We start from the raw sequence: 25103 nt of genomic DNA, 5'->3' as shown, positions 1-25103 counted from the left end.
GCTGTCAGGGACGCGACCGGGGTTCGGAGGGTTGCGCACCGCTTGCCGGTGCCGGAACGGTGCATCAGGCGCGCCCCCTGGCCATCTGGCGGACGGTGCGCGCGTCGTACCCGGAGAGCCCGCGGACGGCGACGAAGGCCTTCTCCCGGCCGGGCAGGGAGACCCTGCCGCGCAGGACGGCGGAGGGCTCCTCGGCGATACGATCCAGCAGCCTGCGGTAGATGCCGGACATGGCGGCGACGCAGGCGCCGCTGCGCCGGTCGAGCATGGGCAGCAGCTTCATGCCCTCGGCGAACAGCGCGCGGGCGCGCCGGACCTCGAAGTGCACCAGGCCGGTGAAGTCGGACCCGGCCGGCGGCCGCACCGAGTGGAAGCCGGCCGAGCAGCCGAACTTGGCGAGGTCGTCGGAGGGCAGGTAGGTGCGGCCGTTGGCCGCGTCCTCACGGACGTCGCGCAGGATGTTGGTGAGCTGCAGCGCCAGGCCGAGGGTGTCGGCGTACTCGGGAGCGCGCGCGGCGTCCCGGGCGCCGGGCACGGTGCCGAACACGCCGAGCGAGAGCCGCCCGATGGCGCCCGCCACACAGCGGCAGTACCGGGCGAGGTCGTCCCACGTCTCGTAGGTCTCGCCGCGCACGTCCATCTGGACCCCGTCGATGAGCTCGTCGAGCCCGCCGATGGGGATCGGGAAGCGGCGCACGGCATGGGCGAGCGCGACGGCCACCGGGTCGGTGTCGTCCTCGTCGATGTCGCCGGAGCGGATCCGCTCCAGTGTCGTACGCGCCTCTTCCAGCCGCAGCCGCTTGGACTCGGGGTCCAGCGGCCCGTCGCCGATGTCGTCGACGCGCCGCGAGAAGGCGTACAGCGCCGACATGGCCCGCCGCTTGGCGGTGGGCAGCAGTCTGATGCCGTAGCTGAAGTTGCCGGCCTGCTGTCCGGTGACGGCCTCGCAGTAGCTGTACGCGGCGAGTACCGGCGCGGACGCGTGTGGCGTTCCGGTCACGGTCCCGCTCACCCCTCTCTTCGCAGTGTCGCCCCCACCTCGCGCAGCACGCTGAGCTTGGTGGCCTTGGGCGGTCCGGGGAGAACGTCGTATCCCGCGGCGGCGACCGCGCGGAGCGCGGCCCTCCCCCCGCCCACGAATCCCGCGAGCAACAGCCTCAGCCTGCCGTGGACGCTACCCACCAGGGGGGTCCCTTCATTCAGCAGGTGCCGGGCGCGTTCCGCCTCGTACGCGACCAGCGCGCGCACCGATGCGCCGCTGGTGGGGAGCGCCAGGTCGGTCTCGGTGACCCGGAAGCGCGCCATGTCGTCGGCGGGAAGGTAGATGCGGTCGCGTCGCAGGTCCTCGGCGACGTCCTGCAGGTGTTCCACGATCTGCAACGCCGTGCAGATCGCGTCCGAGCGGCGGATCCGCTCGGGGCTCGCTGTGCCGGTGATGCCCAGGACGAGGCGGCCGACGGGGTTCGCGGACAGCTCGCAGTAGGCGAGCAGATCGTCGTACGTACCGTAGCGGCTCACCAGCTGGTCCTGGCGATTGGCCTCGATGAGCCCGAGGAAGGGCTCGGGGGTCAGACCGCACCGGCGGACGGTCGGACGCAGGCGGACGAGCAGCGGGTGGCGGGGGCCGCCGGTGGTGGCGAAGACGCGGCGCAGGTCGGCCTCGAAGGCGTCGAGCATGGCGAGGCGGTCGCCGGTCTGCTCGCGGTCCAGGCCCAGCAGCTCGGCGTCCCGGCCGCCCGGGGCGAGGTCGCCGTCGCCGATGTCGTCGACGAGGCGGGCGTAGCCGTAGACGGCCATGAGGTCGTCACGCCAGCCACGTGGCACGAAGAAGGGCGCCACGGGGAAGTTCTCGTGCGCGGCCTTGTCGAGCACGGCGCGCGTGTGCGCGTCCGTCCCCGCGGTCATCGCGGGCTGCCAGGACCGGGGACGGCGTACGCGTCTCGGATCTGGAGAGGCCCCGCAGCCCATACAGCCATTGCCCTCACATCTCCCGTTCTACACTGCCGACCCAGAACATCCTATTTCGGACACGCCGCTGGCCTGTCCCGCCATGGGGCTCCCCCTCGAGCCTCCCTCCGCGACGTTCCCCCGGTGGTCGAGAGACCCGGTTTTTCGCCACGCCTCGCCACAAACGGCCGCAAAAGAGCACGCTACAGCGTACGCCGCACAAGTGCCCGACGTCCGCCGGGGTAGGTGCTTGATCCATACAATGCCACGCGGGACGTGAATCAGCCCTGACAATAAGGCAGTTGATCGTCACGGATAGGTCAAGGCCCCCACCGGCTCGGGCCGGCGGAGGCCGGTGGGACACGGCGTGTCCGCGGGGCGCCCCGGGCGGATCGACGGATCTAGCGGGCCGTCTCCTTCTCGTAGGCCCGCACGACCTCGTCGGTCGGGCCGTCCATGAGCAGCTCGCCGCGCTCCAGCCAGAGCACCCGGTCGCAGGTGTCCCGGATGGACCTGTTGTTGTGGCTGACCAGGAAGACCGTGCCGGCCTCCTTGCGCAGCTCGCGGATGCGGGCCTCGGAGCGCTTCTGGAACGAGCGGTCGCCGGTGGCCAGCGCCTCGTCGATCATCAGCACGTCGTGGTCCTTGGCCGCCGCGATGGAGAACCGCAGGCGGGCCGCCATGCCGGAGGAGTAGGTGCGCATGGGCAGGGTGATGAAGTCGCCCTTCTCGTTGATGCCCGAGAAGTCGACGATCCCCTGGTAGCGCTCGCGGATCTGCTCGCGCGACATGCCCATGGCCAGACCGCCGAGCATCACGTTCTTCTCGCCCGTGAGGTCGTTCATCATGGCCGCGTTCACACCCAGCAGCGAGGGCTGCCCGTCGGTGTAGATCCTGCCCCGCTCGGTGGGCAGCAGCCCGGCGACGGCCTTGAGCAGGGTCGACTTGCCGGAGCCGTTGGAGCCGATCAGGCCGATGGCCTGGCCCCGGTACGCGGTGAAGCTCACACCCTTGACGGCGTGCACCTCGCGCACCCCGGCACCCGGCTTGCGCTTGATGATGCGGTTCAGGGCCGCGGTGGCGCTGCCCCGGCCGGTGTTCCCGCCGTAGACGCGGTAGACGATGTGGACGTCGTCCGCGATCACGGTGGGCACCCGTCCGGACGCCTCGGTGCCCGCTTGCTGCTCAGCCACGGCCGTACTGCTCCTCAGCCTTCCAGAAGTACACGAAGCCGCCGAAGCCGATCACCAGGGCCCAGCCGACCGCCAGCGCCCACACGTGCGGCGGCAGGTGGATCCGGCTGTGGTCGTCGATCAGCGACCAGCGCATGAGGTCGATGTAGACGGCGGCCGGGTTGGCGCTCAGCACGTCGATCACCCACGCCGGGGCGTGGGTCTTCTGCAGCGCCTCGGTCAGGTTGTACATCACACCGGACGCGTACATCCAGGTGCGCGTGATGAACGGCAGCAGCTGCGCCAGGTCGGGGGTCTTGCTGCCCATGCGGGCCAGCATCATCGCCAGGCCGGTGTTGAAGAGGAACTGCAGCACCAGCACCGGGACGATCAGGACCCAGGACAGCTTCGGCAGGTGGCCGAAACCGATCAGGAAGACGAAGAGCACGCCCATCGACAGCAGCAGCTGCTGGAGCTGCTGGAGCGCGAACGAGATCGGCAGGGCCGCCCGGGGGAAGTGGAGGGCCCGCACCAGCCCCAGGTTGCCCGCGATCGAGCGCACGCCCGCCATGGCCGAGCTCTGGGTGAAGGTGAAGACGAAGACGCCCGTGATCAGGAAGGGGACGTAGGTGCTGATCCCCATGCCCTTGCTCTGCTGCATCAGCAGACCGAAGATCAGGAAGTAGACGGAGGCGTTCAGCAGGGGCGTGGCCACCTGCCAGACCTGGCCCAGCTTGGCCTGGCTGTACTGGGCCGTCATCTTCGCCCGGGAGAAGGCGATGATGAAGTGCCGCCGGTCCCACAGCTGCCGGGCGTAGTCCGGCAGACTGGGCCGGGCCCCGCTCACCGCGAGGCCGTACTTCCTGGCCAGCTCGCCGGCGGAGAGACCGTCGTCGGGTGACGGCGGGGCACTCAGGGCGACCGCACTGTCGTGCGTTGTCTCGCTCACAGTTGACACTTTCGTCCTCAAGGTGCGCTGCCGGGGCGGGGCCCCGGACCGCGCCCGATGCTCTTAAGACACGAGCTTGTCAGATCACGGGCGGGCGACCCAGTCGGGTCAGGCGCCAAACGGTACGCCACTTCATCGGCCGGCGCGGACCGCAGGGAGTCGTCCAACCCTCCTTGAAGCCGCCCAGCCACGCGCGCAGCGCGGGCGGGGACGGACGCCTGGCCAGCGTCAGCAGCAGCCAGACCCCGAGGTAGACGGGGACCAGCGGGGCGGGCAGGTTGCGCCGGGCCAGCCAGACCCGGTTGCGGGCCACCATCCGGTGGTAGACCGCGTGCCGGCTGGGGGCGGTGGTCGGGTGGTGGAGGACCATGTCCGCCCGGTAGTCGATCATCCAGCCCGCGTCGAGGGCCCGCCAGGCGAGGTCGGTCTCCTCGTGGGCGTAGAAGAACTCGTCCGGCAGCCCGCCGACCTCGGCGACGACCCGGGTGCGCAGCGCGTTGGCGCCACCGAGGAAGGTGGTCACCCGCGAGGAGCGCATCGGGTCCGAGGCGCGCAGCCGGGGCACGTGGCGACGCTGGGTGACACCGGTGTCCGGGTCGGCGATGCGGAAGCTGATGATCCCGAGCTTCCGGTCGGCGGCGAACGCCTCCCGGCACAGCTGGGCCGTGTCCTGGTTCGGCAGCAGCCCGTCGTCGTCCAGGAAGAGCAGGACGTCGACGTCGCGGCCGGCCGGGCCGAAGGCCTCGATGCCGACGTTGCGCCCGGCCGGGATGCCCACGTTCTCGGGCAGCTCGACGGTGCGCACCGCGAGGCCCGGGACGTTCAGCTCGGGCAGCGGGGAACCGTTGCCGACGACGACGACCTCGATGGGGTCGCCGGTCTGCTTGGCCACCGACTCCAGCAGGGCACGCAGCTCGTCGGGGCGGTTGCCCATGGTCAGGACGACGGCGCCGACCTTCATGGTGTTCTCGCTCCTCATTTCAGCCTGCTCGACGCCAGGATGGACACGAGGTGCAGCAGGGTCTGCAGCACCGCGATGCCCGCCAGTACGGCGGTGCCCAGGCGGGTGAAGAACAGGTCCCCCCGCGTCGCGTCCACGATCGCGAGGAGCAGGATCAGCAGGGACGCCTCGATCCCCAGGATCAGCCGGTGGAACTTCAGCGCGGCCGCGGCCTTGCGGGCCAGCGCCATGCCGGAGGAGCGCGGCTCGGAGGCGGACTCCTTGACCGGCGGCAGCCCGGCCTGGTGGCGGGCGACGCCGACGAGGTCGGTCTCGGCCTTGATCAGGACGGCGCCGAGCGCGGCGAGCGTGCCCAGGAAGGCCCACAGCCAGTCGATCCGGCCGCCGCCCCACAGGTCGGCGGCGCGCAGGCCGAGGCCCAGCAGGACCGCCGCGTCGCACAGATAGGCGCCCACCCGGTCCAGGTAGACCCCGGAGTTCGAGTACTGCTTCTTCCAGCGGGCGATCTCACCGTCGACGCAGTCCAGCAGCAGGTAGAGCTGGACCATGACCACGCCGAGCACGGCGCCCGGGATCCCCGGCACCAGCAGGGCCGGGGCCGCGAGGACGCCCGCGACGGTCATCAGGTAGGTGAGCTGGTTGGGCGTGACCCTGGTGTTCACCAGGTGCCGGTCCACCCGCAGCGAGATCTCCCGCATGTAGAGGCGGCCGGCCCAGTGCTCACCGCTCCGCCGGTCCTTCACCCCCGCGGGGTGGACGACCGGACGGAGTTCAGCGACTGACGGCTTGTGCATAGTCGGCGTATGCGTCCCTGATCTGGTCGGTGGAGAGGTCGAGGTGCTCCAGGATGGTGTACCGCCCGGGGCGGGTCTGCGGCGCGAACTCGACGGCCCGGACGAACTCGTCGTCACTGAAGCCGATCTCGCCCGGCAGCACGGGCAGCCCGTGCCGGCGCAGGACCTCGACCATCAGCGCGGACTCCTCGTGGGCCCCGCGCAGGTGCATCGCGAAGGCGGCGCCGAGGCCGCACTGCTCGCCGTGGCTGGCGGCTCGCTTGGGGTAGAGCAGGTCGAAGGCGTGGTTGATCTCGTGGCAGGCGCCGGACGCCGGGCGGCTGTCGCCGGCCACCGACATCGAGATGCCGGTGAGCACCAGGCCCTCGGCCAGCACCTGGAGGAAACCGTCGTCGCCCACGCCACCGGGGTGGCGCAGCACCGCCTCGCCGGCCTGGCGGGCGATGGCGGCGGCCAGGCCGTCGATGTCCTCGCCGCGCTCGCGGTGGGCGAGCTCCCAGTCCGCGACGGCGGAGATGTTGGAGATCGCGTCACCGATGCCGGAGCGCACGAAGCGCACCGGGGCCTCACGGATCACGTCGAGGTCGATGACCACGGCGATGGGGTTGGGCACGCCGTACGAGCCGCGGCCCGCGTCGTTGTCCAGGGTGGCGACGGGCGAGCACAGGCCGTCGTGCGAGAGGTTCGTCGCGACGGCGACCAGCGGCAGGCCGATGCGCGCCGCGGCGAACTTCGCGCAGTCGATGATCTTGCCACCGCCGAGCCCCACGACCGCGTCGTAGTGCCCGGACTTCATCGCGTCGGCGAGCTTGATCGCGTCGTCCAGCGTGCCGCCGCCCACCTCGTACCACGAGGCGCCGGGCAGCACCGGGGCGAGCCGCTCGCGCAGCACCGCCCCGGAGCCGCCGCTGATGGCGACGGCCAGCTTGCCGGAGCTGGAGATCCGCTGGTCGGCGAGGACACTCGCCAGATCGTCCAGGGCTCCGGCACGGATGTCGACGACGACCGGCGAGGGGATGAGCCTCGTCAGTACTGGCACGCGATCTCCCGGCCCTTGGCGAGGTCGTCGTGGTTGTCGATCTCGACCCACTTCACATCGCCGATGGGGGCCACGTCGACCTTGAAGCCGCGGTTGACCAGCTCCTGGTAGCCGTCCTCGTAGTAGAGGTCGGGGTCGCGCTCGAAGGTGACCTTGAGGGCGTCGGCCAGGTCGGCGGCGGCCTCGCCCTCGATCAGGGTGACGCCGATGTACTCGCCGGTCGCCTCGGACGGGTCCATCAGCTTGGTGATGCGCTGGACGCCCTTGTCGGGGTCCACGACGACCTTCATCTCCTCGTCGGCGAGCTGCTTCACCGTGTCGAGGGCGAGGATGATCTTCTGGCCGTTGCCGCGGGCGGCGAGCAGGGTCTTCTCGACGGAGACCGGGTGCACGGTGTCACCGTTGGCGAGGATCACGCCGTCCTTGAGGGCGTCCCGGCCGCACCACAGGGAGTAGGCGTTGTTCCACTCCTCGGCCTTGTCGTTGTCGATCAGGGTGAGGCTCAGGCCGTACTTGGCCTCCAGGGCCTCCTTGCGGGCGTACACCGCCTCCTTGCGGTAGCCCACGATGATCGCGACCTCGGTCAGACCGATCTCGGCGAAGTTGGCCAGGGTGAGGTCGAGGATGGTGGTGTCACCATCCACCGGCACCAGGGCCTTGGGCAGAGTGTCGGTGTAGGGGCGCAGACGCCGTCCGGCGCCGGCGGCCAGCACGAGGCCGATCATGCGGGTTCTCCTGTTTCGTCGTGTACTGCGGGAGCCCCGGAGGACACCCAGAACCGGATGCTCTCCGTGAGCACCACGAGGGCGATGGCGGTCGCGAGGACCGTCAGCGCGATGGTGAAGCCTTGACCGTGCCAGAGGGCGGCGGCGGCCGTGACCACCAGCACGCGTCCCTCGTGTCCGCCGATCGCCCGCACCAGCCGGCGCGGGGGGGCTCCGGTGCCGCCGCGGATGCGGTACACCGTGTCGTAGTGATGGTAGGCGACCGCGGCCACCAGGCCGAAAGCCGCGGGAAGGGCGCCGGGGGCGTCCGAGCGGGCGGCCAGGACCAGCACCGTGCCGTACTCGGCGGCGCGGAAGACGGGCGGAATCAGCCAGTCCAGGGGGCCCTTGAGGGGCCGTGCGACCGCCCCGCCCGAGAAGATCGCGTACGCGGCGGCGCCCAGCACCGGCAGCCAGGGTGAGGTGTGCCACCACAGGGTGACCATGAGCACTCCGGCACCGGCGAGGGCCAGCACCGGCGCGGTGGCGGCGCCCGCGCCCCGCCGGCCGGCCGCCCGGGCGACGACCTCGGCCACGGGGCCGGAGTCGGCCAGGTCGGCCAGGGCCTCGGCGGCGCGGTCGGTGCGCTTCGCCTTGCGGGTCACCGAGCGCAGGACGCGTCCCGCGGTGGTGTAGCAGGCGGCGAAGCCGCAGCCGATCAGCAGGACGACGAAGACGGTGCGCGGGGTGGTGAGCGCCGTCAGGACCGCCGTGAGGGCCCAGCGCTCGCCGATGGGCAGCACGATCATGCGCCGGGCCCAGACCGTCCAGCCGACGCTGTCCAGCCGGCCGGAGAGCGCTGCGGTGGGGCTGGTGTTGGCGGTGGCGTCGTGGTTGGCCTCGTTGAAGGCGAAGTCGACCACGTGCCGGCAGGTCTGCAGGACCATGGCGCCCAGCGCGAGGGCCCAGACGTCGTCGCCGCCGCGGGCGGCGCCGAGGGCGAGGCCCGCGTAGTAGGCGTACTCCTTGGCCCGGTCGAAGGTCGCGTCCAGCCAGGCGCCGAGCGTCGAGTACTGCAACGAGTAGCGGGCGAGCTGCCCGTCGGTGCAGTCCAGCACGAACGACGCGATGAGCAGGGCGCCCGCGGCGACGAACCCGCCCCGGGTGCCGGTGGCCGCGCAGCCGGCCGCGATCAGCGCGGTCAGCAGCGAGGCGGTCGTCACCTGGTTGGGGGTGAGGCCGCGGCGGGCGCACCAGCGGGCGATGTAGCGCGAGTACGGGCTGATGAAGAAGGTGGTGAAGAACCCGTCGCGGGACTTCACGGCGGTGCGCAGCCGCACGGCCTCGTCGTCGACGGCCTCGACCTCGGCCAGTGTCCTGGCCCGGGCCGCCTCGTCCTCGGGCACGGCGGCGACGAGCACGCCCAGCTCGGGACGGTGGACGGCGACGCCGGCGGCGGCCATCCGCTCGGCCAGCCCGTCGGGGTCCGCGGGGGTCGCGGCGGCGGCCGCGAGCGCCTCGCGGGCCTCCGGGAGGGCGCAGACGGCGCCCTCGACGGCGGCGGCGGGGAAACGGGGGTCGGTCAGCGCGAGCCGCAGGGCGTGGACATGGCCCACGAAGCGGGGGTCGACGACGGCGACCCGCTCGCCGCCCGGGAGGGCGGCCAGCTCACCGGCGAGGCCGGCGGCCGGGACCGTACGGACGTCGAAGCCCAGCGACCGCAGGTCGTCCCCGAGGGAGGAGCCGGCGGGCGGCGGACCGGTGAGGATGGCGGTCGACAGACGAACTCACTCCTTGCGGCCGGCGGGCCGCCTCGGGGCTGCGGGCGCGGCGGTCTGGGGGCACCCCCAGCGGCGGCCGGGGGAGGGCGGGGCGCGCCGGGGCCCCGGCTGCGGGGCGGCGTGCGGCACGTCGGCAGAGGCTATCGGATCAACGGAAGCCGTCGTTCACCGCACGTGCACCCGCGGGTCCCGCCCCTGACAGGACGCGTGGGCGGCGCCCGTGGTTCCCGGCCGGAACCCGTCCGGTCCGGGTGCGGTACATGTCCGGTACGCGTCCGGGCGGAGGCCGGACGGGAGGAAACGTTTCCGGTCGTCCGGCTGGAATAGGGTGCCGTGCATGACGTGGCTGATCACAGGCGGAGCGGGGTACATCGGGGCGCACGTGGCGCAGGCGATGACGGAGGCGGGCGAGCGGGTGGCCGTCCTGGACGATCTGTCCTCGGGCGTCGCCGACCGACTGCCGCCGGAGGTCCCGCTGGTGCGGGGCTCGGTGCTGGACCGCGCGGTGCTGGACCGCGCCCTCGCCGACCTCGGGGTGACGGGTGTGGTGCACCTCGCGGCGAAGAAGCAGGTCGGGGAGTCGGTGGAGAAGCCGCTCCTCTACTACCGGGAGAACCTCCACGGACTGACCGTGCTGCTGGAGGCCGTGGTGGCCGCCGGTGTGGGCAGCTTCGTCTTCTCGTCCTCCGCCGCCGTCTACGGCATGCCCGACGTCGACCTCGTCACCGAGGAGACGCCCTGCCTGCCGATCAACCCGTACGGCGAGACCAAGCTGGCCGGCGAGTGGCTCGTCCGGGCGACCGGGGCCGCGCACGGCCTCTCCACCGCCTGCCTGCGCTACTTCAACGTGGCGGGCGCGGTGCGGCCGGAGCTGGCGGACACCGGGATCTTCAACATCATCCCGATGATGTTCGACCGGATCACCCGGGGCGAGCGGCCGAGGATCTTCGGCACCGACTACGACACCCCCGACGGCACCTGCGTCCGTGACTACATCCACATCGAGGACCTGGCCACCGCACACCTGGCCGCCGCCCGCCGGCTGGCCGAGCGGCCGGGCGCGGGGGACCTGACGCTCAACGTCGGCACCGGGCACGGGGTGTCCGTGCGCGAGATGGCGGACCTGATCGGCGAGATCACCGGCCGGCCGGAGCTGACGGCCGAGACCGGGCCGCGCCGTCCGGGTGATCCGGCGCGTGTCGTCGCCTCCGGCGAGCGCATCGCCGAGGAGCTCGGCTGGCGGGCCCGCCACGACGTGCGGAGCATGGTCGCCTCGGCCTGGGAGGGCTGGTGCCTCCACCATCCCGGGGCCCGTCGCGGCTGATCCCGGGCGGCCCCACCACGACGTTCCGCGAACTCCACATCACCGCAGGTCAGAGGCAATGACAACGGTGTTCAGTGCCGCGTTGCCGGATACCCCCCACCCGTAGTTCACTGGGCGTCGGCCGGCACCCCGCCGGCCGCACGGGCGACGCGTTCGGAGGCGGCATTCATGGGAGCGGGGCACGACCACGGCCACTCGCACGGGGGACCCCCGGCGGAACTGAGCGGCACCGCGGCCGCCGCCTACAAGGGGCGGCTGCGGATAGCGCTGGGGATCACCCTGACGGTTCTCGTCGCGGAGATCACCGGCAGTGTGCTGACCGGATCGCTGGCACTGCTGGCGGACGCCGGCCACATGGCCACCGACGCGGTGGGGGTCTCCATGGCGCTGGTGGCGATCCACTTCGCCAACCGGCCCCCCAGCGAGCGGCGCACCTACGGCTACGCCCGCGCCGAGATCCTGGCGGCGCTGCTGAACTGCCTGCTCCTGCTGGGCGTGGGCGGCTTCATCCTGGTCGAGGCCGTCCAGCGGCTGACCAATCCCACCGAGGTGCCGGGCGGCACGACGGTGGTCTTCGGTCTGATCGGCGTGGTCGCCAACCTGATCTCGCTGGCGCTGCTGATGCGCGGCCAGAAGGAGAGCCTGAACGTCCGCGGGGCGTTCCTGGAGGTCCTCTCGGACGCGCTGGGCTCCCTGGCGGTGGTCGTCTCCGCCGTTGTGATCATGCTCACGGGGTGGACGCGCGCCGACGCGGTCGCCTCGCTGGCGATCGGCCTGATGATCGTGCCGCGCACGGTGAAGCTGCTCCGCGAGGCGCTGGACGTGCTGCTGGAGGCCGCGCCGAAGGACGTCGACATGGCCGAGGTGCGGGCGCACATCATGGCGCTGCCGGGCGTGGAGGACCTCCACGACCTGCATGTGTGGACCATCACATCGGGCCTGCCGGTGATCTCCGCGCACGTGGTGGTGGACCCGGCGCGGCTGGACCCGTCCGGGCAGGAGAAGATGCTGCACGACCTGCGGGGCTGCCTGGGCGAGCACTTCGCCGTGGAGCACTGCACCTTCCAGCTGGAGCCGAGCGGGCACGCCGAGCACGAGGCGCGGCTCTGCCACTGACGGCGGCGGCCCCGCCCGGCCGTCCCCGTACGGCCCGGACCGTCACCCCGGGACGTATCCGTCCCTGCCGCGGTCGCTCCGTACGGCAGACTTGAGGGTCGAAGACCGACAACGAGGATGGTCAATGCCGATCACACCAGCCGCGGGCCGCCCCACCGGCCCCGCCCCGGTCCCCGCCGACGACACCGCTGAGCCGATCATGCTGGAGCTGGTCGACGAGAACGGCAGAACCATCGGGACCGCCGAGAAGGTCTCCGCCCACCTCTCCCCCGGGCGGCTGCACCGCGCCTTCTCGGTCTTCCTCTTCGACGAGGCCGGCCGGCTGCTGCTGCAGCGCCGGGCCCTGGGGAAGTACCACTCCCCCGGCGTCTGGTCGAACACCTGCTGCGGCCACCCGTACCCCGGCGAGCCCCCCTTCGTCGCCGCGGCCCGCCGCACGGGCGAGGAGCTGGGCCTGGCGCCCGCGCTGATGCGCGAGGCCGGGACGGTGCGCTACAACCACCCCGACCCGGCCTCGGGCCTGGTCGAGCAGGAGTACAACCACCTTTTCGTGGGAACCGTGCGGGACGAGCCGCGCCCGGACCCGGAGGAGATCGCCGACACGGCGTTCGTGACGCCGGACGAGCTGGCGAAGCTGCTGGGGGACCACACCTTCTCGGCCTGGTTCGGCACGGTGCTGGACGCCGCCCGGCCCGCGATCCGCGAGGTCACCGGGGACGCGGCGGGCTGGTAGCCGGGGGCCGCAGCGGCAGGGCGGCCCAGACCACCTTGCCGCCGCCCACCGTGTGCTCGACGTCGCAGCGGCCTCCGGCCTCCTCCACGGTGGCCTGGACCAGCAGGAGGCCGCGGCCGCCCGTGCGCGGCTCGTCGTCGGGGCACTCAGCCTCCAGGGGGCGGGGCCGGTAGGGGTGGCTGTCCTCGACGGCGACGCGCACCCACTCGGGGCCGATGGAGATCTCCAGCCCCACCTCGGGCGAGAGCAGCGCGGCGTGCTGGACGGCGTTGGTGACGAGCTCGGAGACGATGAGCAGCAGCCCTTGCAGCAGGTCCTCGCGCAGCGGGACGCGCTGGCGGCGCATCAGGTCGCGGACGGCGTGCCTGCTGCGGGGCACGGAGCTGTCGAGGGCCGGGGTGGTGTACCGCCAGGTGCCGTCGTACCGGTCGGGCCTTCGGGGCCCGGGCGCGTGCCCCGGCTCGGGTGGGACGCCCCCGAGAGTCTCCATGTCCGACACCCACCCCTCGCCGTGGCTCGACCGCACGCGTCGAGTGTTGGGAACGTCACGGTCCGCACCGGGGCGCTGACAGGAAATCGCTGGCTATCGACGCCTTTTGACCGGGTGCGTATGCCGGGGTCACACCCACGACTGATCCTGGCATCCTCCGTCGCCCGTCCCTGAGCGATCCGGATTCCTGGCTTCCGAAGCTGGTCACCGCGGTCGCCGCCCGGGCCCCCGGTTAGCATCCGGCGCATGGAACCCGCACTGCGTCTGGACGTCGACGGCGCGACCGCCACCGTCCGCATCTCCCACCCCGCCAAGCGCAACGCCATGACCACGGACATGTGGCGGCGGCTGCCCGAGCTGCTGCGGCGGTGCGCGGCCGACCCGGCCGTCCGGGTACTGGTGCTCACCGGCGAGGGCGGCACCTTCTGCGCGGGCGCGGACATCTCCTCGCTGACCGCCGACGGCGGCGAGGGGTCCAGGGACCTGGCGGTGGCGGCCGAGGAGGCCCTGGCCGCGTTCCCCAAGCCGACGATCGCGGCCGTGCGCGGCCACTGCGTGGGCGGCGGCTGCCAGCTCGCGGCCGCCTGCGACCTGCGGTTCGCCGCCGAGGGCGCGACCTTCGGCATCACCCCGGCCCGGCTGGGCATCGTCTACGCCGCCTCCTCCACCCGCCGGCTGGTCGACCTGGTCGGCCCGGCGACGGCCAAGTACCTGCTGTTCTCCGCGGAACTCATCGACGCCGAGCGGGCGCTGCGCACCGGCCTGGTGGACGAGGTGTGGCCGGAGGCGGAGCTGGACGGGCGGGTGGCGGAGTTCGCCCGCGTCCTGGCCTCGCGCTCGCAGCTGACCCAGGCGGCGGCCAAGGAGTTCGCGGGCCGGACGGCGGACGCGGACCGCGTGGCGCACTGGGCCACCGAGGCCCGCGGCAGCGGCGACGCCACCGAAGGCGTCAGCGCGTTCCTGGAGCGCCGGGAGCCGCGCTTCGCCTGGACGGTGTGACCCGCGCCCGTCCCCGGCTTCAGGGCTTCCCGTACGTACTGACCGGTCGGTAGCCTTCGGGGCATGGAGACTCTGCCCGAACGCGCCGTCCGGCGCTGCGCCCACCGCGTCAACTCCGTGCACTCGATGGTCTATTTCTCGCCCGACGTCCGCCGGGAGCTGGGCGCCCTCGGCGTGGAGCACCACCGGGCGGTCTATCTCGCCTCGCGCTCGGCCGCGTTCGGCCGGGTCGGCCCGGGCGTGGTCACCGCCACGTTCCACAGCTTCAGCCACGACCTCGTGGCCGAGCACCTGCCGAGCGTCTGGGACATCGCCGCGCCCGAGGAGGTCCTCGCCGCCCGGCTGCGGGCCGCCGACACCGCGCTGCGCCGCCTCCTCGGCGAGGAGACCGTCGCCTCCCCGGAGATGGCCGAGGCCGCCGAGCTGGCTCTGCGCGCCGCCGAGGGCTGCGGGCGCGCCGTCCGCCCGCTGTACTCCGCCCACGCCGACCTGCCCGTGCCCGACGCGCCGCACCTCGCCCTGTGGCACGCCACCACCCTGCTGCGCGAGCACCGGGGCGACGGGCACCTGATGGCCCTCACCCGGGCCGGGCTCGACCCGCTGGAGGCGCTCGTCAGCGAGACGGCCGCCGGACGCGGCATGTCCCTGGAGTGGCTGGCGCGCACCCGCGGCTGGAGCGTCGAGGAGCTGACGGCGGCCCAGGACCGGCTGCGGGCCCGCGGACTGCTGGACACGGACGCGCGGCTGACGGAGGCCGGCGCCGCCCTGCGCGAGGAGCTGGAGGCGGAGACCGACCGGCTCGACACGGCCCCCTACGCTCACCTGGGCGCCGCGGGCACGGCCCGGCTGACGGAGCTGGCGCACTCCTTCGTCGTCACCGCCGTGGCCGCCGGCGCCTTCCCCGCCGACCTGCGCGGCTGACCGGCGGCACGGCCGGTCGCGATCCCGCCCGGCCCGGGGCACCTGCCACAATGCAGGTTCCCGGGCCGTGCGGCGCGGGAGGAAAGCGGAGCGTGATCGTGACGACGTCGACGTCGATCGAAGCCAGGATCGCCGAGGAACTCGGCGTACGGGAGCGGCAGGTGCGGGCCGCCGTCGAACTGCTGGACGGCGGGTCGACCGTGCCCTTCGTCGCCCGCTACCGCAAGGAGGCCACCGGCGCCCTCGACGACGCGCAGCTGCGCACCCTCGAGGAGCGGCTGCGGTACCTGCGGGAGCTGGAGGAGCGGCGGACGGCGGTCCTGGAGTCCGTCCGCTCGCAGGGCAAGCTGGACGAGGCGCTGGAGGCGCGGATCCGCGAGGCCGACTCCAAGGCCCGGCTGGAGGACATCTACCTCCCCTTCAAGCCCAAGCGCCGCACCAAGGCGCAGATCGCGCGCGAGGCGGGGCTGGAGCCGCTGGCCGACGGCCTGCTGCGCGACCCCGGCACCGAGCCGTCGGCGGCGGCCGCCGCCTTCGTCGACCCGGACAAGGGCGTCGCCGACGCCTCCGCCGCGCTGGAGGGCGCCCGGGCGATCCTCACCGAGCGCTTCGGCGAGGACGCCGACCTCATCGGCGAGCTGCGCGAGCGCATGTGGACGCGCGGCCGGGTGGCGGCGAAGGTGCGCGCGGGCAAGGAGGAGGACGGCGCGAAGTTCGCCGACTACTTCTCCTTCTCCGAGCCCTTCACCGCGCTGCCCTCGCACCGCGTGCTGGCCATGCTGCGCGGTGAGAAGGAGGAGGTCCTCGACCTCACCCTGGAGCCGGACGTCCCCGGGGAGACGACCGAGGGCCCCAGTGCGTACGAGCAGATGATCGCGCGCCGTTTCGGGATCGCCGACCGGGGCCGCCCGGGCGACAAGTGGCTGGGCGACACGGTCCGCTGGGCCTGGCGCACCCGCGTCCTGGTGCACCTCGGCATCGACCTGCGGCTGCGGCTTCGGCAGGCCGCCGAGGACGAGGCGGTCCGCGTCTTCGCCGCGAACCTGCGCGACCTGCTGCTGGCCGCCCCCGCCGGCACCCGCGCCACGATGGGCCTCGACCCCGGCTTCCGTACGGGCGTCAAGGTGGCCGTGGTGGACGCCACCGGCAAGGTCGCCGCCACCGAGACCATCTACCCCCACGTCCCGCAGAACAAGTGGGACGCCTCGCTGGCCACGCTGGCCCGCCTGGCCCGTGAGCACGGCGTGGAGCTCGTCGCGATCGGCAACGGCACCGCCTCCCGCGAGACCGACAAGCTGGCCACGGACCTGATCACCCGTCACCCCGAGCTGAAGCTCACGAAGGTGATGGTCTCCGAGGCCGGCGCCTCGGTCTACTCCGCCTCCGCCTTCGCCTCGCAGGAGCTGCCGGAGCTCGACGTCTCGCTGCGGGGCGCGGTGTCCATCGCCCGCCGCCTCCAGGACCCGCTCGCCGAGCTGGTCAAGATCGACCCCAAGTCGATCGGCGTCGGCCAGTACCAGCACGACCTGTCCGAGGTGAAGCTGTCGCGCTCGCTGGACGCGGTCGTCGAGGACTGCGTCAACGGCGTCGGCGTGGACGTCAACACCGCCTCCGCGCCCCTGCTCTCCCGTGTCTCGGGCATCAGCGCGGGCCTCGCGGACAACATCGTCGCCCACCGGGACTCGAACGGCCCCTTCCGCTCCCGCAAGGGCCTCAAGGACGTCGCCCGGCTCGGCCCGAAGGCCTACGAGCAGTGCGCCGGCTTCCTGCGCATCCGGGGCGGCGACGACCCGCTGGACGCCTCCAGCGTCCACCCCGAGGCGTACCCCGTGGTGCGGGCGATGGTGAAGGCCACGGGCGGCGAGGTCGCCTCCCTCGTCGGCAACACCGCCACCCTGCGCGCGCTGCGGCCCGAGGACTTCGTGGACGACACCTTCGGTCTGCCCACCGTCACCGACATCCTGCGCGAGCTGGAGAAGCCGGGCCGCGACCCCCGCCCGGCGTTCCGGACGGCCACCTTCAAGGAGGGCGTCGAGAAGATCGGCGATCTGCGCACGGGGATGCTGCTGGAGGGCGTCGTCACCAATGTGGCCGCCTTCGGCGCCTTCGTGGACGTGGGCGTCCACCAGGACGGCCTGGTGCACGTGTCGGCGATGTCGAAGACGTTCGTCAAGGACCCGCGCGACGTGGTCAAGCCCGGCGACATCGTGCGGGTGAAGGTCCTCGACGTGGACATCCCGCGCAAACGGATCTCGCTGACCCTGCGGCTGGACGACGAGGCCTCGTCGCCGTCCGGCCAGGGCCGGGGCGAGAAGGCGGGCGCGCCCCGCGAGCGCGGCCCGCGCCGCGGTGGTGGCACCCCGCGCCCCCGCCGTGAGGCGGGCGGCTCGGCGGCTCCCGCCGACGGCGCGATGGCGGACGCGCTCCGCCGGGCCGGGCTGCTGGGCGGCCCGAAGGGACGCTAGAGCCTGTACGGGGAGCCGGTGCGGACCCTGATCCGCACCGGCTCCCCGACGTCGCCTCAGCGCTCGGTCAGCCGGCCGTCCGCCATCTCGACGCGGCGCGTCGTGTGCACCGCCTCCAGCATCCGGCGGTCGTGCGTCACCAGCAGCAGCGTGCCCTCGTAGGACGCCAGCGCCGACTCCAGCTGCTCGATGGCCGGCAGGTCGAGGTGGTTCGTCGGCTCGTCCAGGACCAGCAGGTTCACGCCCCGGGCCTGGAGGAGGGCCAGCGCCGCCCGGGTCCGCTCGCCCGGCGACAGGGTGACGGCGGGGCGCAGCACGTGCGCGGCCTTGAGGCCGAACTTGGCCAGCAGGGTGCGGACGTCCGCCGGGGGCATCTCCGGGACGGCCGCGCCGAACGCGTCCAGCAGGGATTCGCCGCCGAAGAACAGCGCCCGGGCCTGGTCCACCTCGCCGACCACGACGCCGGGCCCCAGCGCCGCGCTGCCCTCGTCCAGCGGCAGCCGGCCGAGCAGGGCGGCGAGGAGCGTGGACTTCCCGGAGCCGTTGGCGCCCGTGACGGCCACCCGGTCCGCCCAGTCGATCTGGAGGTCGGCGGGGCCGAGGGTGAAGCCGCCGCGCCGCACCACCGCGCCGCGGAGGGTCGCCACGACCGCGCCCGAGCGCGGCGCCGCGGCGATCTCCATGCGCAGCTCCCACTCCTTGCGGGGCTCCTCGACGACCTCCAGCCGCTCGATGAGGCGCTCGGTCTGGCGGGCCTTGGCGGCCTGCTTCTCGGTGCTCTCGGCGCGGAGCTTGCGGCCGATCTTGTCGTTGTCGGTGGACTTGCGGCGGGCGTTGCGGACGCCCTTCTCCATCCAGTTGCGCTGGGTGCGGGCGCGGGCCTCCAGCCCGGCGCGGGTGTCGGCGTACTCGTCGTAGGCCTCGCGGGCGTGGCGGCGCGCGGTGGCGCGTTCCTCCAGGTACGAGGCGTAGCCGCCGCCGTAGAGGTTGACCTGCTGCTGGGCGAGGTCGAGCTCCAGGACCCGGTCGACGGTACGGGCCAGGAACTCGCGGTCGTGGCTGACGAGGACCGTGCCGGCGCGCAGGCCGGTGACGAACTCCTCCAGCCGGGCCAGACCGTCCAGGTCGAGGTCGTTGGTGGGCTCGTCCAGCAGGAAGACGTCGTAGCGGCTGAGCAGCAGCGAGGCGAGGCCGGCGCGGGCGGCCTGGCCGCCGGAGAGGCCGGTCATGGGCCGGTCCAGGCCGACGGTCAGCCCCAGCGAGCCGGCCACCTCCTCGGCGCGCTCGTCCAGGTCGGCGCCGCCGAGGTCGAGCCAGCGCTCCAGGGCGACCGCGTAGGCGTCGTCGGCGCCCGGGGCACCCTCGACGAGGGCCTCGGTGGCGGTGTCCAGGGCGGTCTGCGCGGCGGCCACGCCGGTGCGGCGGGCCAGGAAGGCCCGGACGGTCTCGCCCGGGCGGCGCTCGGGCTCCTGCGGCAGGTGGCCGACGGTCGCGGTGGGCGGGCTGAGCCGGATCGCGCCCTCCTCGGGCGTGGCGAGCCCGGCGAGGAGGCGGAGCAGGGTGGACTTGCCCGCGCCGTTGGCTCCGACGAGACCGATGACCTCACCGGGCGCGACGACGAGGTCGAGCCCGGAGAAGAGGGTGCGGTCGCCGTGCCCGGCGGCGAGGTCCTTGACGACGAGGGTGGCACTCATGAGACCACCGACTCTAACGGTCGGCCCGCCGGCGACCGAATCGCTTTTCGCCCGCCGATCACGCGCCCACGGGCGCGACCAGCACGTCGCCGTAGGTGCGGGCCACGACGAAGGCCACCCGCGGGCCGAGGGGCACCCGGTGCGCGCCGGGCTCCAGCCGCCCGTCGAACAGCTCCAGCATCCGGGCGCCGCGCAGCCGCCCCGGCCGGTAGCCCGTCACCCTGACCCGGCAGGCGGCGGCCGTCTCGACGCGGGCCTCGCCCGCCACGGCGGTCAGCCCGGCCAGCCGGTTCCCGCCGTCCGGCGTGTGCCGCAACGCCTGCTCCAGCCGTGCGACGAGGAGCGCGGCGGCCGGGACGGGCGTCTCGACGAACACCGCCGTGTGGCCCGCTGCCGCGAACGCGGCCCGGACCGCGGCCCGTTCGTCCTCGCCGACCGTGCGGTCGAAGGCGACCGCCCCGTAGGTGCGCAGCTCGTCGGCGTGGGCCCCGGCGGCGTCGCGGGTGATCTCGGCGCCGATGCCGGCCGCCCGCAACCCGGCGGCGGTCCGGGCGAGGAGGGCCACCCGGGGGCCGACGAGCAGCACGCGCGGCGATCCGTGCGGCGCGGGGCCGTCGGCCAGCAGCCGTTCGACGGCGGCGCGGTAGGCGCCGGCACGGAAGCGGAAGGGCCCGATTCCCGGGTAGCCGTCGCGCTCGGGGTCCACGTCCTCGCCGGTCTGCCAGGCGAAGTCCCGCCATACGTAGTCCGCACCGTCCTCACCATCCGCCCCGCCCGCCCCGGTACGTTCGACGACGGCCGTGACCACTCCGCACTCCAGCCGGGCGCACTCGGGACAGGCGTAGAGGACGTAACGCCCGCCGTGCAGCGGGGGATCGCCCGGCGTACCGTCCTCCAGCAAGAGGGCCCGGGCGTGCGCGGTGATCGGGGAGGGGACCAGGTCCGCCGCCAGCGGCGAGACCGTCTCCGTCGCGGCCAGCAGCTCCAGCAGGGGCCGTCCGTCCACCACGAAGTCCGTCGCCTCCCGGCGCGTTGTCACCGGCGCGCCTGTCGTCTCCCCGCCGGCGCGATCCGCCGGCGCCAGCGCGAGGGACGCGTACTGCTCTGCCATGAAGCCTCTATTCCCCCAGGTACGCCACTTCGAGCCCGGTGACGGTGTTTTCGCCTGTACCGTCACCCCCATGGCAAGCGATGTGATCGTGGTCGGGGCCGGTGTCATCGGCCTGACCAGCGCGGTCGTGCTGGCGGAACGCGGGCGCGGCGTCAAGGTGTTGACCCGCTCGCCGTCCGCGGAGACCACGTCGGCGGTGGCCGGCGGGCTGTGGTGGCCGTACCGGATACAGCCCCAGGAGGCCACCGGGCGCTGGGCGCTGCGCTCGCTGGCGGTCATGGCGGGGCTGGCCGGGCAGCCGGAGACGGGTGTGCGGATGACCGCCGGGACGCACGCGGGGGTGACGCCCGCCGAGCTGGGGCCGTGGTCGGCGCGGGTGCCGGGGCTGCGGGCCGCCCGGGACGAGGAGTTGCCGCGCGGCTACGACCGGGGGGTGCGCACCCGGCTGCCGTTGCTCGACATGGGCGCACATCTCGCCTATCTCCACCGCCGGTTGGCGGCGGCGGGCGGCACGGTGACCGTGGGCGCGGTGCGCTCGCTGGCGGAGGCCGGCGAGGGGGCCGCCGCGGTGGTGAACTGCACGGGCCTGGGCGCCCGGGACCTGGTGCCCGATCCGTCGGTCCATCCGGTGCGGGGGCAGCTGGTCGTGGTGGAGAACCCGGGCGTCGACGAGTGGTTCACCTCCGCCGACGACCACAAGGCCGACACCCTCTATGTGTTCCCCCAGCCGTACGGGGTGGTGCTGGGCGGTACGGCCCGCGAGCACGTGTGGGACCGCACGCCGTCGCCCTGCACCGCGCAGGCGATCATCAGCCGCTGCTCGCGGGTGTTCCCGCGGCTGGCCCAGGCCAGGGTCATCGGGCACCGGGTGGGGCTGCGGCCGGGCCGGCCGCGGGTCCGGCTGGAGGCCGAGCGGCTGCCGTCGGGCGCCCGTCTGGTGCACAACTACGGGCACGGCGGGGCCGGGATCACGGTGTCGTGGGGGTGCGCGCTGGAGGCGGCGGATCTGATCGAGGCCTGAGGCCACGGCGCGGGACGCCCCGTCCGGGGGCGCCCCGCGCGGGGCGGGGTGTCAGGGCAGCCGGGAGGGCGCGGGGGCGCGCAGTCCGGGCCGGGGCGCGCCCGAGAGCGCGGGAGCGTGGCCGCCGCGCAGGGCGCGGGCGACGGCGCGGGCGCCGCCGACGACCGGGAGGCCCGCCTCGCTGCCGGCGAGGTCCACGGTCAACCGGGGCGTGGTGGAGGCGGGTTCGACCAGGCGGGCGTCCGTGCCGGCGACGATGAGGGCCAGCCGGTGGCCGACCGGGACGACGTGGTCGGTGGCGGCGAGGGAGAGGGTGATGGTGTACGGCCGGCCGGGCGTCAGCGGCTCGCCGTGGGAGAGGTCCGCGTGGTGGCCGAGGTCGGCCCAGCCGCGGCTGACGACGGTGTGGCCGACGTCCGCCGGAACGGCCTCGGTACGCAGGAAGCAGCCGGTGTCGCCGGAGGTGCCCGCGCCCCAGCAGGTGCGGTCGGCCAGGGTGCGGACGCCCTCGCCGGACGCGGCGTAGTCGCGGATGGTGGCCGGCCCGAGGTCGGCGAGGACGGCGGTCAGGTGGGCCGAGGTGGTGGACGGGGTGACCGTCAGCCGGACGGAGGAGGAGCCGGACAGGCGCAGCGCGGTGCCCAGCGGCGGGGTGGTGAAGCCGGTCTTGGCGGGGGTGGCCTCGTCGACGCGGGCGGCCCAGTCGCTCTCGTCCAGCCGGGGGTCGTCGGTGAAGGTCTCGGTGGCGCCGGCGGGCGCCGGGCGGGTGCCGAGGACGCCGACGCCGGGCGTGCGGCCGGGGGCGGGGCGCAGGGTGACGGGGGCGGTGCCGCGGGGCGGCCGGACGCGGTCGGTGCTCCACACGTCGGGGGCGCGCTCGACGTCGGCCATGGGCTCGCGCTCGACGCCGTTGTCGTAGCCGAGCAGATAGTGGTCGAACCAGCGGTGGAGGGTGGGCACCCAGGTCTCGCGGCGGAAGTCGAAGGGGTCGACGTGCCCGGCCGACGAGAGCCAGAGCTTGCGTTCGACGCCCCGGTCGGCGAGGGCGTCCCACCACTGCCCGAAGTGCTTGGTGCGGACGTTGAGGTCCTGGAGGCCGTGGACGGCGAAGACGCTGGCACGGACCTTGCGGACGTCCTTCAGGTAGTCGCGCTCGGCCCACAGCGGCGTCCAGTCGCCGTTGCGCGGGGCGCCCTCGACCAGCGCGCGCTGGACGGCCTGGCAGCGGCCGCGCGCGGCGGGGCTCGAGACGCGGTCGGCGAGCCCGTCGGGGCCGCTGCCGAAGAGGGCCGCGCCCTGGGCGAAGTAGTAGTCGTACCAGCTGCTGATGGCGCCGATGGGGACGATCGTCCGCAGGTTGGGCACCCCGGTGGCGGCCACGCCGTTGGCGATGGTGCCGTCGTAGCTCTTGCCGATCATTCCGACGTCGCCGGTGGACCAGTCGGCGCGGGCGGCGGCGCGGCCGGTGCGCGAGGCGTAGCCGCGGGCGCGGCCGGCGAGCCAGTCGACGACGGCCTTGGCGGACTGGATGTCGGAGCGGCCGCCGATGTCGACGCAGCCGTCGGAACGGTTGGTTCCGGCGAGGTCGACCAGGGCGACGGCATAGCCGCGCGGTACGAAGAAGTTGTCGTAGTACAAGGGGAATTGAACGGGTCTCCCCTGGGCGTCATAGGTTTTCCTCTGGCTCTCGTTGCCGCGCCCGCAGCAGGAGTAGTACGGGCTCGCGTCCATGATGACGGGGACCTTGACGCCCTGTTCGGCGGCCTCGCGGGGACGGATGACGTCGACGGCGACCCGGTCGGCGCGGCCGTCGCCGTCACCGTCGATCCCGGTGTCCACCCAGACGGATTCGCGCACCGCCCGGTCGTAGGAGTAGACGGGCCGGGACTCGTCCGGCGGTTTCCCGCCGTTCGCGGCGGCCGCGGCGAAGGCGCCGGGCGCGGCCGGCAGGAGGAGCGCGGCCAGTGCGATCAGGGCCGCGGGGACGGCGGTTGCCCAGCTTCGGGGGGAGTTCCGCGTGTGTATCGGCACGGCCGGAAGGTAGCGCCGATGACCGCTGGGCAGAAGGGGCGCGGCGTGCGGCGGTGGCCGGGAGGGGACTCGTGACACCCACGTGTCGATCACATGTCGGATCGCACCATGGACATGACCCGGCCCTCGATGAGTACATAGGCTCCCAGTGATCGTTCGCCCCCTACGAGTTGGAGTGACTCGTGCGTCACAGACTCATCGTTCCGAGCGCGGCCGCCGCCTGCCTGCTGCTGGCCGTCCCGGCCTCGGCCGCCGACGCCACGCCCGGCGCGCCGGGTGTCGGAGACTCCTACTACCCCGCGTCCGGGAACGGCGGCTACGACGTCTCCCACTACGACCTGCGGCTGAAGTACGAGCCGAAGTCCGACCGGCTGGACGGCACGGCGACGCTGACCGCCACCACCACCCAGGCGCTGTCCCGCTTCAACCTCGACTTCGCGCTCAAGGTGAGCGAGGTCCTGGTCAACGGCAGGCCCACGCCGTTCACGAAGACGGGCGACCACGAGCTGGAGATCACCCCCGCGGCCCCGCTGGAGAAGGGCCGGGAGATCACCGTCGTCGTCCGCTACAGCGACATCCCCTCGCAGGTGAAGATCGCGGGCTACTCGGCCTGGCAGCGCACCCCGGACGGCGCGGTCGTGGCCAACGAGCCGGAGTCGGCGGTCTGGTGGTTCCCCAGCAACGACCACCCGCGCGACAAGGCCACCTACGACATCTCGGTGGCGGTGCCGGACGGGCTGCAGACGGTCAGCAACGGTGAGCTGAAGTCTCAGGCCTCCAAGCTCGGCTGGACGCGCTACAACTGGCGCGCCACCAAGCCGCAGGCCAGCTACCTGAGCACGCTGGCCATCGGCAAGTTCGACATCACCACCGACAAGACGGCCGACGGGCTGCCGGTCCTCAACGCCTACAGCAAGGACCTGGGCGACAACCTCGCCTCGGCCAAGGCCAGCGTCGGCCGCACGACCGAGATCATCGACTGGGAGAGCAAGGTCTTCGGGCCGTACCCCTTCAACGCCGTCGGTGGCTACGTGCCCAACGTCAGGACGAGCTACGCGCTGGAGACCCAGACCCGGCCGTACTACAGCCCGTCCGGCTTCGCCAACGGCGCGAACACGTCCCTGGTCGTGCACGAGCTGGCGCACCAGTGGTTCGGTGACAGCGTCTCGGTGAAGAACTGGCGCGACATCTGGGTCAACGAGGGCTTCGCCACCTACGCCCAGTGGCTGTGGTCGGAGAAGGAGGGCGAGGGCACGGCCCAGGAGCTCGCCGACTACGTCTACAACCTCATCCCGGCCGACAACGACTTCTGGAAGGTCAAGCCCTCCGACCCGGGCGCCGACAACCAGTTCCACTCGGCGGTCTACCAGCGCGGCGCGATCGCCCTCCAGGCGCTGCGCAACACGGTCGGCGACAAGACGTTCTTCGCGCTGCTGAAGGACTGGACCACCCAGAACCGGTTCGGCAACGGCTCGGTCGAGGACTTCGCGAAGTTCGCCGAGAAGGCGTCGGGCAAGCCGCTCCAGAAGCTGTTCGACACCTGGCTGAACACCGCGTCCAAGCCGAGCGCCGCGGCCGCCGCCCGGGACGGCATCGGCCGGCCCGCCACCCCGGCGGGCAAGGCCGGCAAGGCGGGCAAGGCCGGCGCGTCCCTCAAGGCCGCCGAGCCCAAGTCCTGGAAGAAGATCCAGGAGGCCCAGCGGGCCCACCGGCACTGATCCCTCCGCTCGAAGCCCCGCGGGGGGGGGGGGGGGGGGGGGGGGGGGAGGTGGGGGGGGTGGGGGGGGGGGGGGGGGGGGGGGGGGGGGGGGGGGGGGGGTGGAGTGGGGGGGGGGGGGTGGGGGGGGGGTA

The 25103-nt window shown here is 73.4% G+C and carries 21 protein-coding genes; 8 read left to right on the top strand and 13 right to left on the bottom strand.

Annotated features, from left to right (window positions below; genetic code table 11):
* Nucleotides 1–64: 64 nt before the first annotated feature.
* The 9 genes from hpnD to AC07BS_RS04095 all read right to left on the bottom strand — a co-directional run bounded on the left by hpnD (nt 65) and on the right by AC07BS_RS04095 (nt 9347).
* A complete protein-coding gene (gene hpnD, locus AC07BS_RS04135) occupies nt 65–1012 on the bottom strand; it encodes a presqualene diphosphate synthase HpnD (RefSeq protein ID WP_478640083.1) in 948 nt (315 codons plus the stop codon).
* Nucleotides 1009–1905, bottom strand: a complete 897-nt coding sequence (gene hpnC / locus AC07BS_RS04130) for a squalene synthase HpnC (RefSeq protein WP_478640085.1) — start codon at nt 1903–1905, stop codon at nt 1009–1011. Before hpnC ends, hpnD begins: the two co-directional genes overlap by 4 nt.
* 443 nt (nt 1906–2348) lie before the next feature.
* On the bottom strand, nt 2349–3140 hold the full coding sequence (locus AC07BS_RS04125) for an ABC transporter ATP-binding protein (RefSeq protein ID WP_478640088.1): 792 nt from the start codon (nt 3138–3140) through the stop codon (nt 2349–2351).
* Nucleotides 3133–4068, bottom strand: a complete 936-nt coding sequence (locus tag AC07BS_RS04120; protein ID WP_478640090.1) for an ABC transporter permease — start codon at nt 4066–4068, stop codon at nt 3133–3135. Before AC07BS_RS04120 ends, AC07BS_RS04125 begins: the two co-directional genes overlap by 8 nt.
* A 79-nt stretch (nt 4069–4147) precedes the next feature.
* Entirely contained in the window at nt 4148–5047 is a 900-nt protein-coding gene (locus tag AC07BS_RS04115; RefSeq protein ID WP_478640093.1) for a glycosyltransferase family 2 protein, read from the bottom strand.
* Complete coding sequence (locus AC07BS_RS04110; protein WP_478640095.1) at nt 5044–5823, bottom strand: CDP-alcohol phosphatidyltransferase family protein; 780 nt, start codon at nt 5821–5823, stop codon at nt 5044–5046. Before AC07BS_RS04110 ends, AC07BS_RS04115 begins: the two co-directional genes overlap by 4 nt.
* Nucleotides 5801–6862: an iron-containing alcohol dehydrogenase family protein gene (locus tag AC07BS_RS04105; protein ID WP_478640098.1), complete on the bottom strand. Its 1062-nt coding sequence runs from the start codon at nt 6860–6862 to the stop codon at nt 5801–5803. The genes AC07BS_RS04110 and AC07BS_RS04105 overlap by 23 nt, the downstream gene beginning before the upstream one ends.
* Nucleotides 6850–7587 (bottom strand): phosphocholine cytidylyltransferase family protein, encoded by a 738-nt coding sequence (locus AC07BS_RS04100; RefSeq protein WP_362252409.1) that lies wholly within the window; start codon nt 7585–7587, stop codon nt 6850–6852. The genes AC07BS_RS04105 and AC07BS_RS04100 overlap by 13 nt, the downstream gene beginning before the upstream one ends.
* Complete coding sequence (locus tag AC07BS_RS04095; protein WP_478930323.1) at nt 7584–9347, bottom strand: DUF5941 domain-containing protein; 1764 nt, start codon at nt 9345–9347, stop codon at nt 7584–7586. Before AC07BS_RS04095 ends, AC07BS_RS04100 begins: the two co-directional genes overlap by 4 nt.
* Nucleotides 9348–9684: 337 nt before the next feature.
* Here AC07BS_RS04095 and galE point away from each other — a divergent pair, with 337 nt between their 5' ends.
* The 3 genes from galE (at nt 9685) to idi (ending at nt 12520) form a co-directional block, all read left to right on the top strand.
* The gene (galE, locus tag AC07BS_RS04090) at nt 9685–10671 is read left to right on the top strand and encodes a UDP-glucose 4-epimerase GalE (protein ID WP_478640102.1); all 987 of its coding nucleotides are present in this window, start codon (nt 9685–9687) and stop codon (nt 10669–10671) included.
* 168 nt (nt 10672–10839) lie between these two features.
* A complete protein-coding gene (locus AC07BS_RS04085) occupies nt 10840–11787 on the top strand; it encodes a cation diffusion facilitator family transporter (RefSeq protein WP_478640105.1) in 948 nt (315 codons plus the stop codon).
* 124 nt (nt 11788–11911) lie between these two features.
* On the top strand, nt 11912–12520 hold the full coding sequence (gene idi / locus AC07BS_RS04080) for an isopentenyl-diphosphate Delta-isomerase (protein ID WP_478640108.1): 609 nt from the start codon (nt 11912–11914) through the stop codon (nt 12518–12520).
* Here the strand turns inward: idi and AC07BS_RS04075 are convergent.
* Nucleotides 12495–13010 (bottom strand): ATP-binding protein, encoded by a 516-nt coding sequence (locus AC07BS_RS04075; protein WP_478640111.1) that lies wholly within the window; start codon nt 13008–13010, stop codon nt 12495–12497. The genes idi and AC07BS_RS04075 overlap by 26 nt on opposite strands.
* Before the next feature lie 246 nt (nt 13011–13256).
* On the opposite strand from AC07BS_RS04075, the gene AC07BS_RS04070 reads away from it, so the two are divergent.
* From AC07BS_RS04070 to AC07BS_RS04060, 3 genes are all read left to right on the top strand, one after another.
* Entirely contained in the window at nt 13257–14009 is a 753-nt protein-coding gene (locus AC07BS_RS04070; RefSeq protein ID WP_478640114.1) for an enoyl-CoA hydratase/isomerase family protein, read from the top strand.
* Nucleotides 14010–14072: 63 nt separating this feature from the next.
* Nucleotides 14073–14930 carry an SCO6745 family protein gene (locus AC07BS_RS04065; RefSeq protein WP_478930091.1) on the top strand — a complete coding sequence of 286 codons (858 nt, stop codon included), beginning with the start codon at nt 14073–14075 and terminating at the stop codon, nt 14928–14930.
* 50 nt (nt 14931–14980) lie between these two features.
* A complete protein-coding gene (locus AC07BS_RS04060; RefSeq protein WP_478930089.1) occupies nt 14981–17395 on the top strand; it encodes a Tex family protein in 2415 nt (804 codons plus the stop codon).
* A gap of 56 nt (nt 17396–17451) precedes the next feature.
* Here the strand turns inward: AC07BS_RS04060 and AC07BS_RS04055 are convergent, their stop codons facing one another.
* Nucleotides 17452–19089, bottom strand: coding sequence for an ABC-F family ATP-binding cassette domain-containing protein (locus AC07BS_RS04055; protein ID WP_478640120.1), 1638 nt, complete (start codon nt 19087–19089; stop codon nt 17452–17454).
* A gap of 58 nt (nt 19090–19147) precedes the next feature.
* Entirely contained in the window at nt 19148–20200 is a 1053-nt protein-coding gene (locus tag AC07BS_RS04050; protein ID WP_478640123.1) for an oxidoreductase, read from the bottom strand.
* 70 nt (nt 20201–20270) lie between these two features.
* On the opposite strand from AC07BS_RS04050, the gene AC07BS_RS04045 reads away from it, so the two are divergent.
* Nucleotides 20271–21221: an FAD-dependent oxidoreductase gene (locus AC07BS_RS04045; protein ID WP_478640125.1), complete on the top strand. Its 951-nt coding sequence runs from the start codon at nt 20271–20273 to the stop codon at nt 21219–21221.
* 51 nt (nt 21222–21272) lie between these two features.
* Here the strand turns inward: AC07BS_RS04045 and AC07BS_RS04040 are convergent, their stop codons facing one another.
* Nucleotides 21273–23252 carry a Xaa-Pro dipeptidyl-peptidase gene (locus AC07BS_RS04040; RefSeq protein ID WP_478930087.1) on the bottom strand — a complete coding sequence of 660 codons (1980 nt, stop codon included), beginning with the start codon at nt 23250–23252 and terminating at the stop codon, nt 21273–21275.
* A gap of 182 nt (nt 23253–23434) precedes the next feature.
* On the opposite strand from AC07BS_RS04040, the gene AC07BS_RS04035 reads away from it, so the two are divergent.
* Nucleotides 23435–24970 carry a M1 family metallopeptidase gene (locus AC07BS_RS04035; protein WP_478640129.1) on the top strand — a complete coding sequence of 512 codons (1536 nt, stop codon included), beginning with the start codon at nt 23435–23437 and terminating at the stop codon, nt 24968–24970.
* Nucleotides 24971–25103 lie beyond the last annotated feature (133 nt).

The sequence above is a fragment of the Streptomyces sp. NPDC044063 genome, from assembly GCF_056434285.1.
Note: the sequence above shows the minus strand (reverse complement) of the source record. Positions and strands in the feature narration are given on the sequence as shown.

Coding starts and splice junctions, on each gene's coding strand:
- AC07BS_RS04060 (WP_478930089.1), top strand. CDS start 14,981: ATGCAGGTTCCCGGGCCGTGCGGCGCGGGAGGAAAGCGGAGCGTGATC.
- AC07BS_RS04050 (WP_478640123.1), bottom strand. CDS start 20,200: ATGGCAGAGCAGTACGCGTCCCTCGCGCTGGCGCCGGCGGATCGCGCC.
- AC07BS_RS04100 (WP_362252409.1), bottom strand. CDS start 7,587: ATGATCGGCCTCGTGCTGGCCGCCGGCGCCGGACGGCGTCTGCGCCCC.
- AC07BS_RS04110 (WP_478640095.1), bottom strand. CDS start 5,823: ATGCACAAGCCGTCAGTCGCTGAACTCCGTCCGGTCGTCCACCCCGCG.
- AC07BS_RS04065 (WP_478930091.1), top strand. CDS start 14,073: ATGGAGACTCTGCCCGAACGCGCCGTCCGGCGCTGCGCCCACCGCGTC.
- AC07BS_RS04075 (WP_478640111.1), bottom strand. CDS start 13,010: ATGGAGACTCTCGGGGGCGTCCCACCCGAGCCGGGGCACGCGCCCGGG.
- AC07BS_RS04045 (WP_478640125.1), top strand. CDS start 20,271: ATGGCAAGCGATGTGATCGTGGTCGGGGCCGGTGTCATCGGCCTGACC.
- hpnC (WP_478640085.1), bottom strand. CDS start 1,905: ATGACCGCGGGGACGGACGCGCACACGCGCGCCGTGCTCGACAAGGCC.
- AC07BS_RS04115 (WP_478640093.1), bottom strand. CDS start 5,047: ATGAGGAGCGAGAACACCATGAAGGTCGGCGCCGTCGTCCTGACCATG.
- idi (WP_478640108.1), top strand. CDS start 11,912: ATGCCGATCACACCAGCCGCGGGCCGCCCCACCGGCCCCGCCCCGGTC.
- AC07BS_RS04070 (WP_478640114.1), top strand. CDS start 13,257: ATGGAACCCGCACTGCGTCTGGACGTCGACGGCGCGACCGCCACCGTC.
- galE (WP_478640102.1), top strand. CDS start 9,685: ATGACGTGGCTGATCACAGGCGGAGCGGGGTACATCGGGGCGCACGTG.
- AC07BS_RS04055 (WP_478640120.1), bottom strand. CDS start 19,089: ATGAGTGCCACCCTCGTCGTCAAGGACCTCGCCGCCGGGCACGGCGAC.
- AC07BS_RS04085 (WP_478640105.1), top strand. CDS start 10,840: ATGGGAGCGGGGCACGACCACGGCCACTCGCACGGGGGACCCCCGGCG.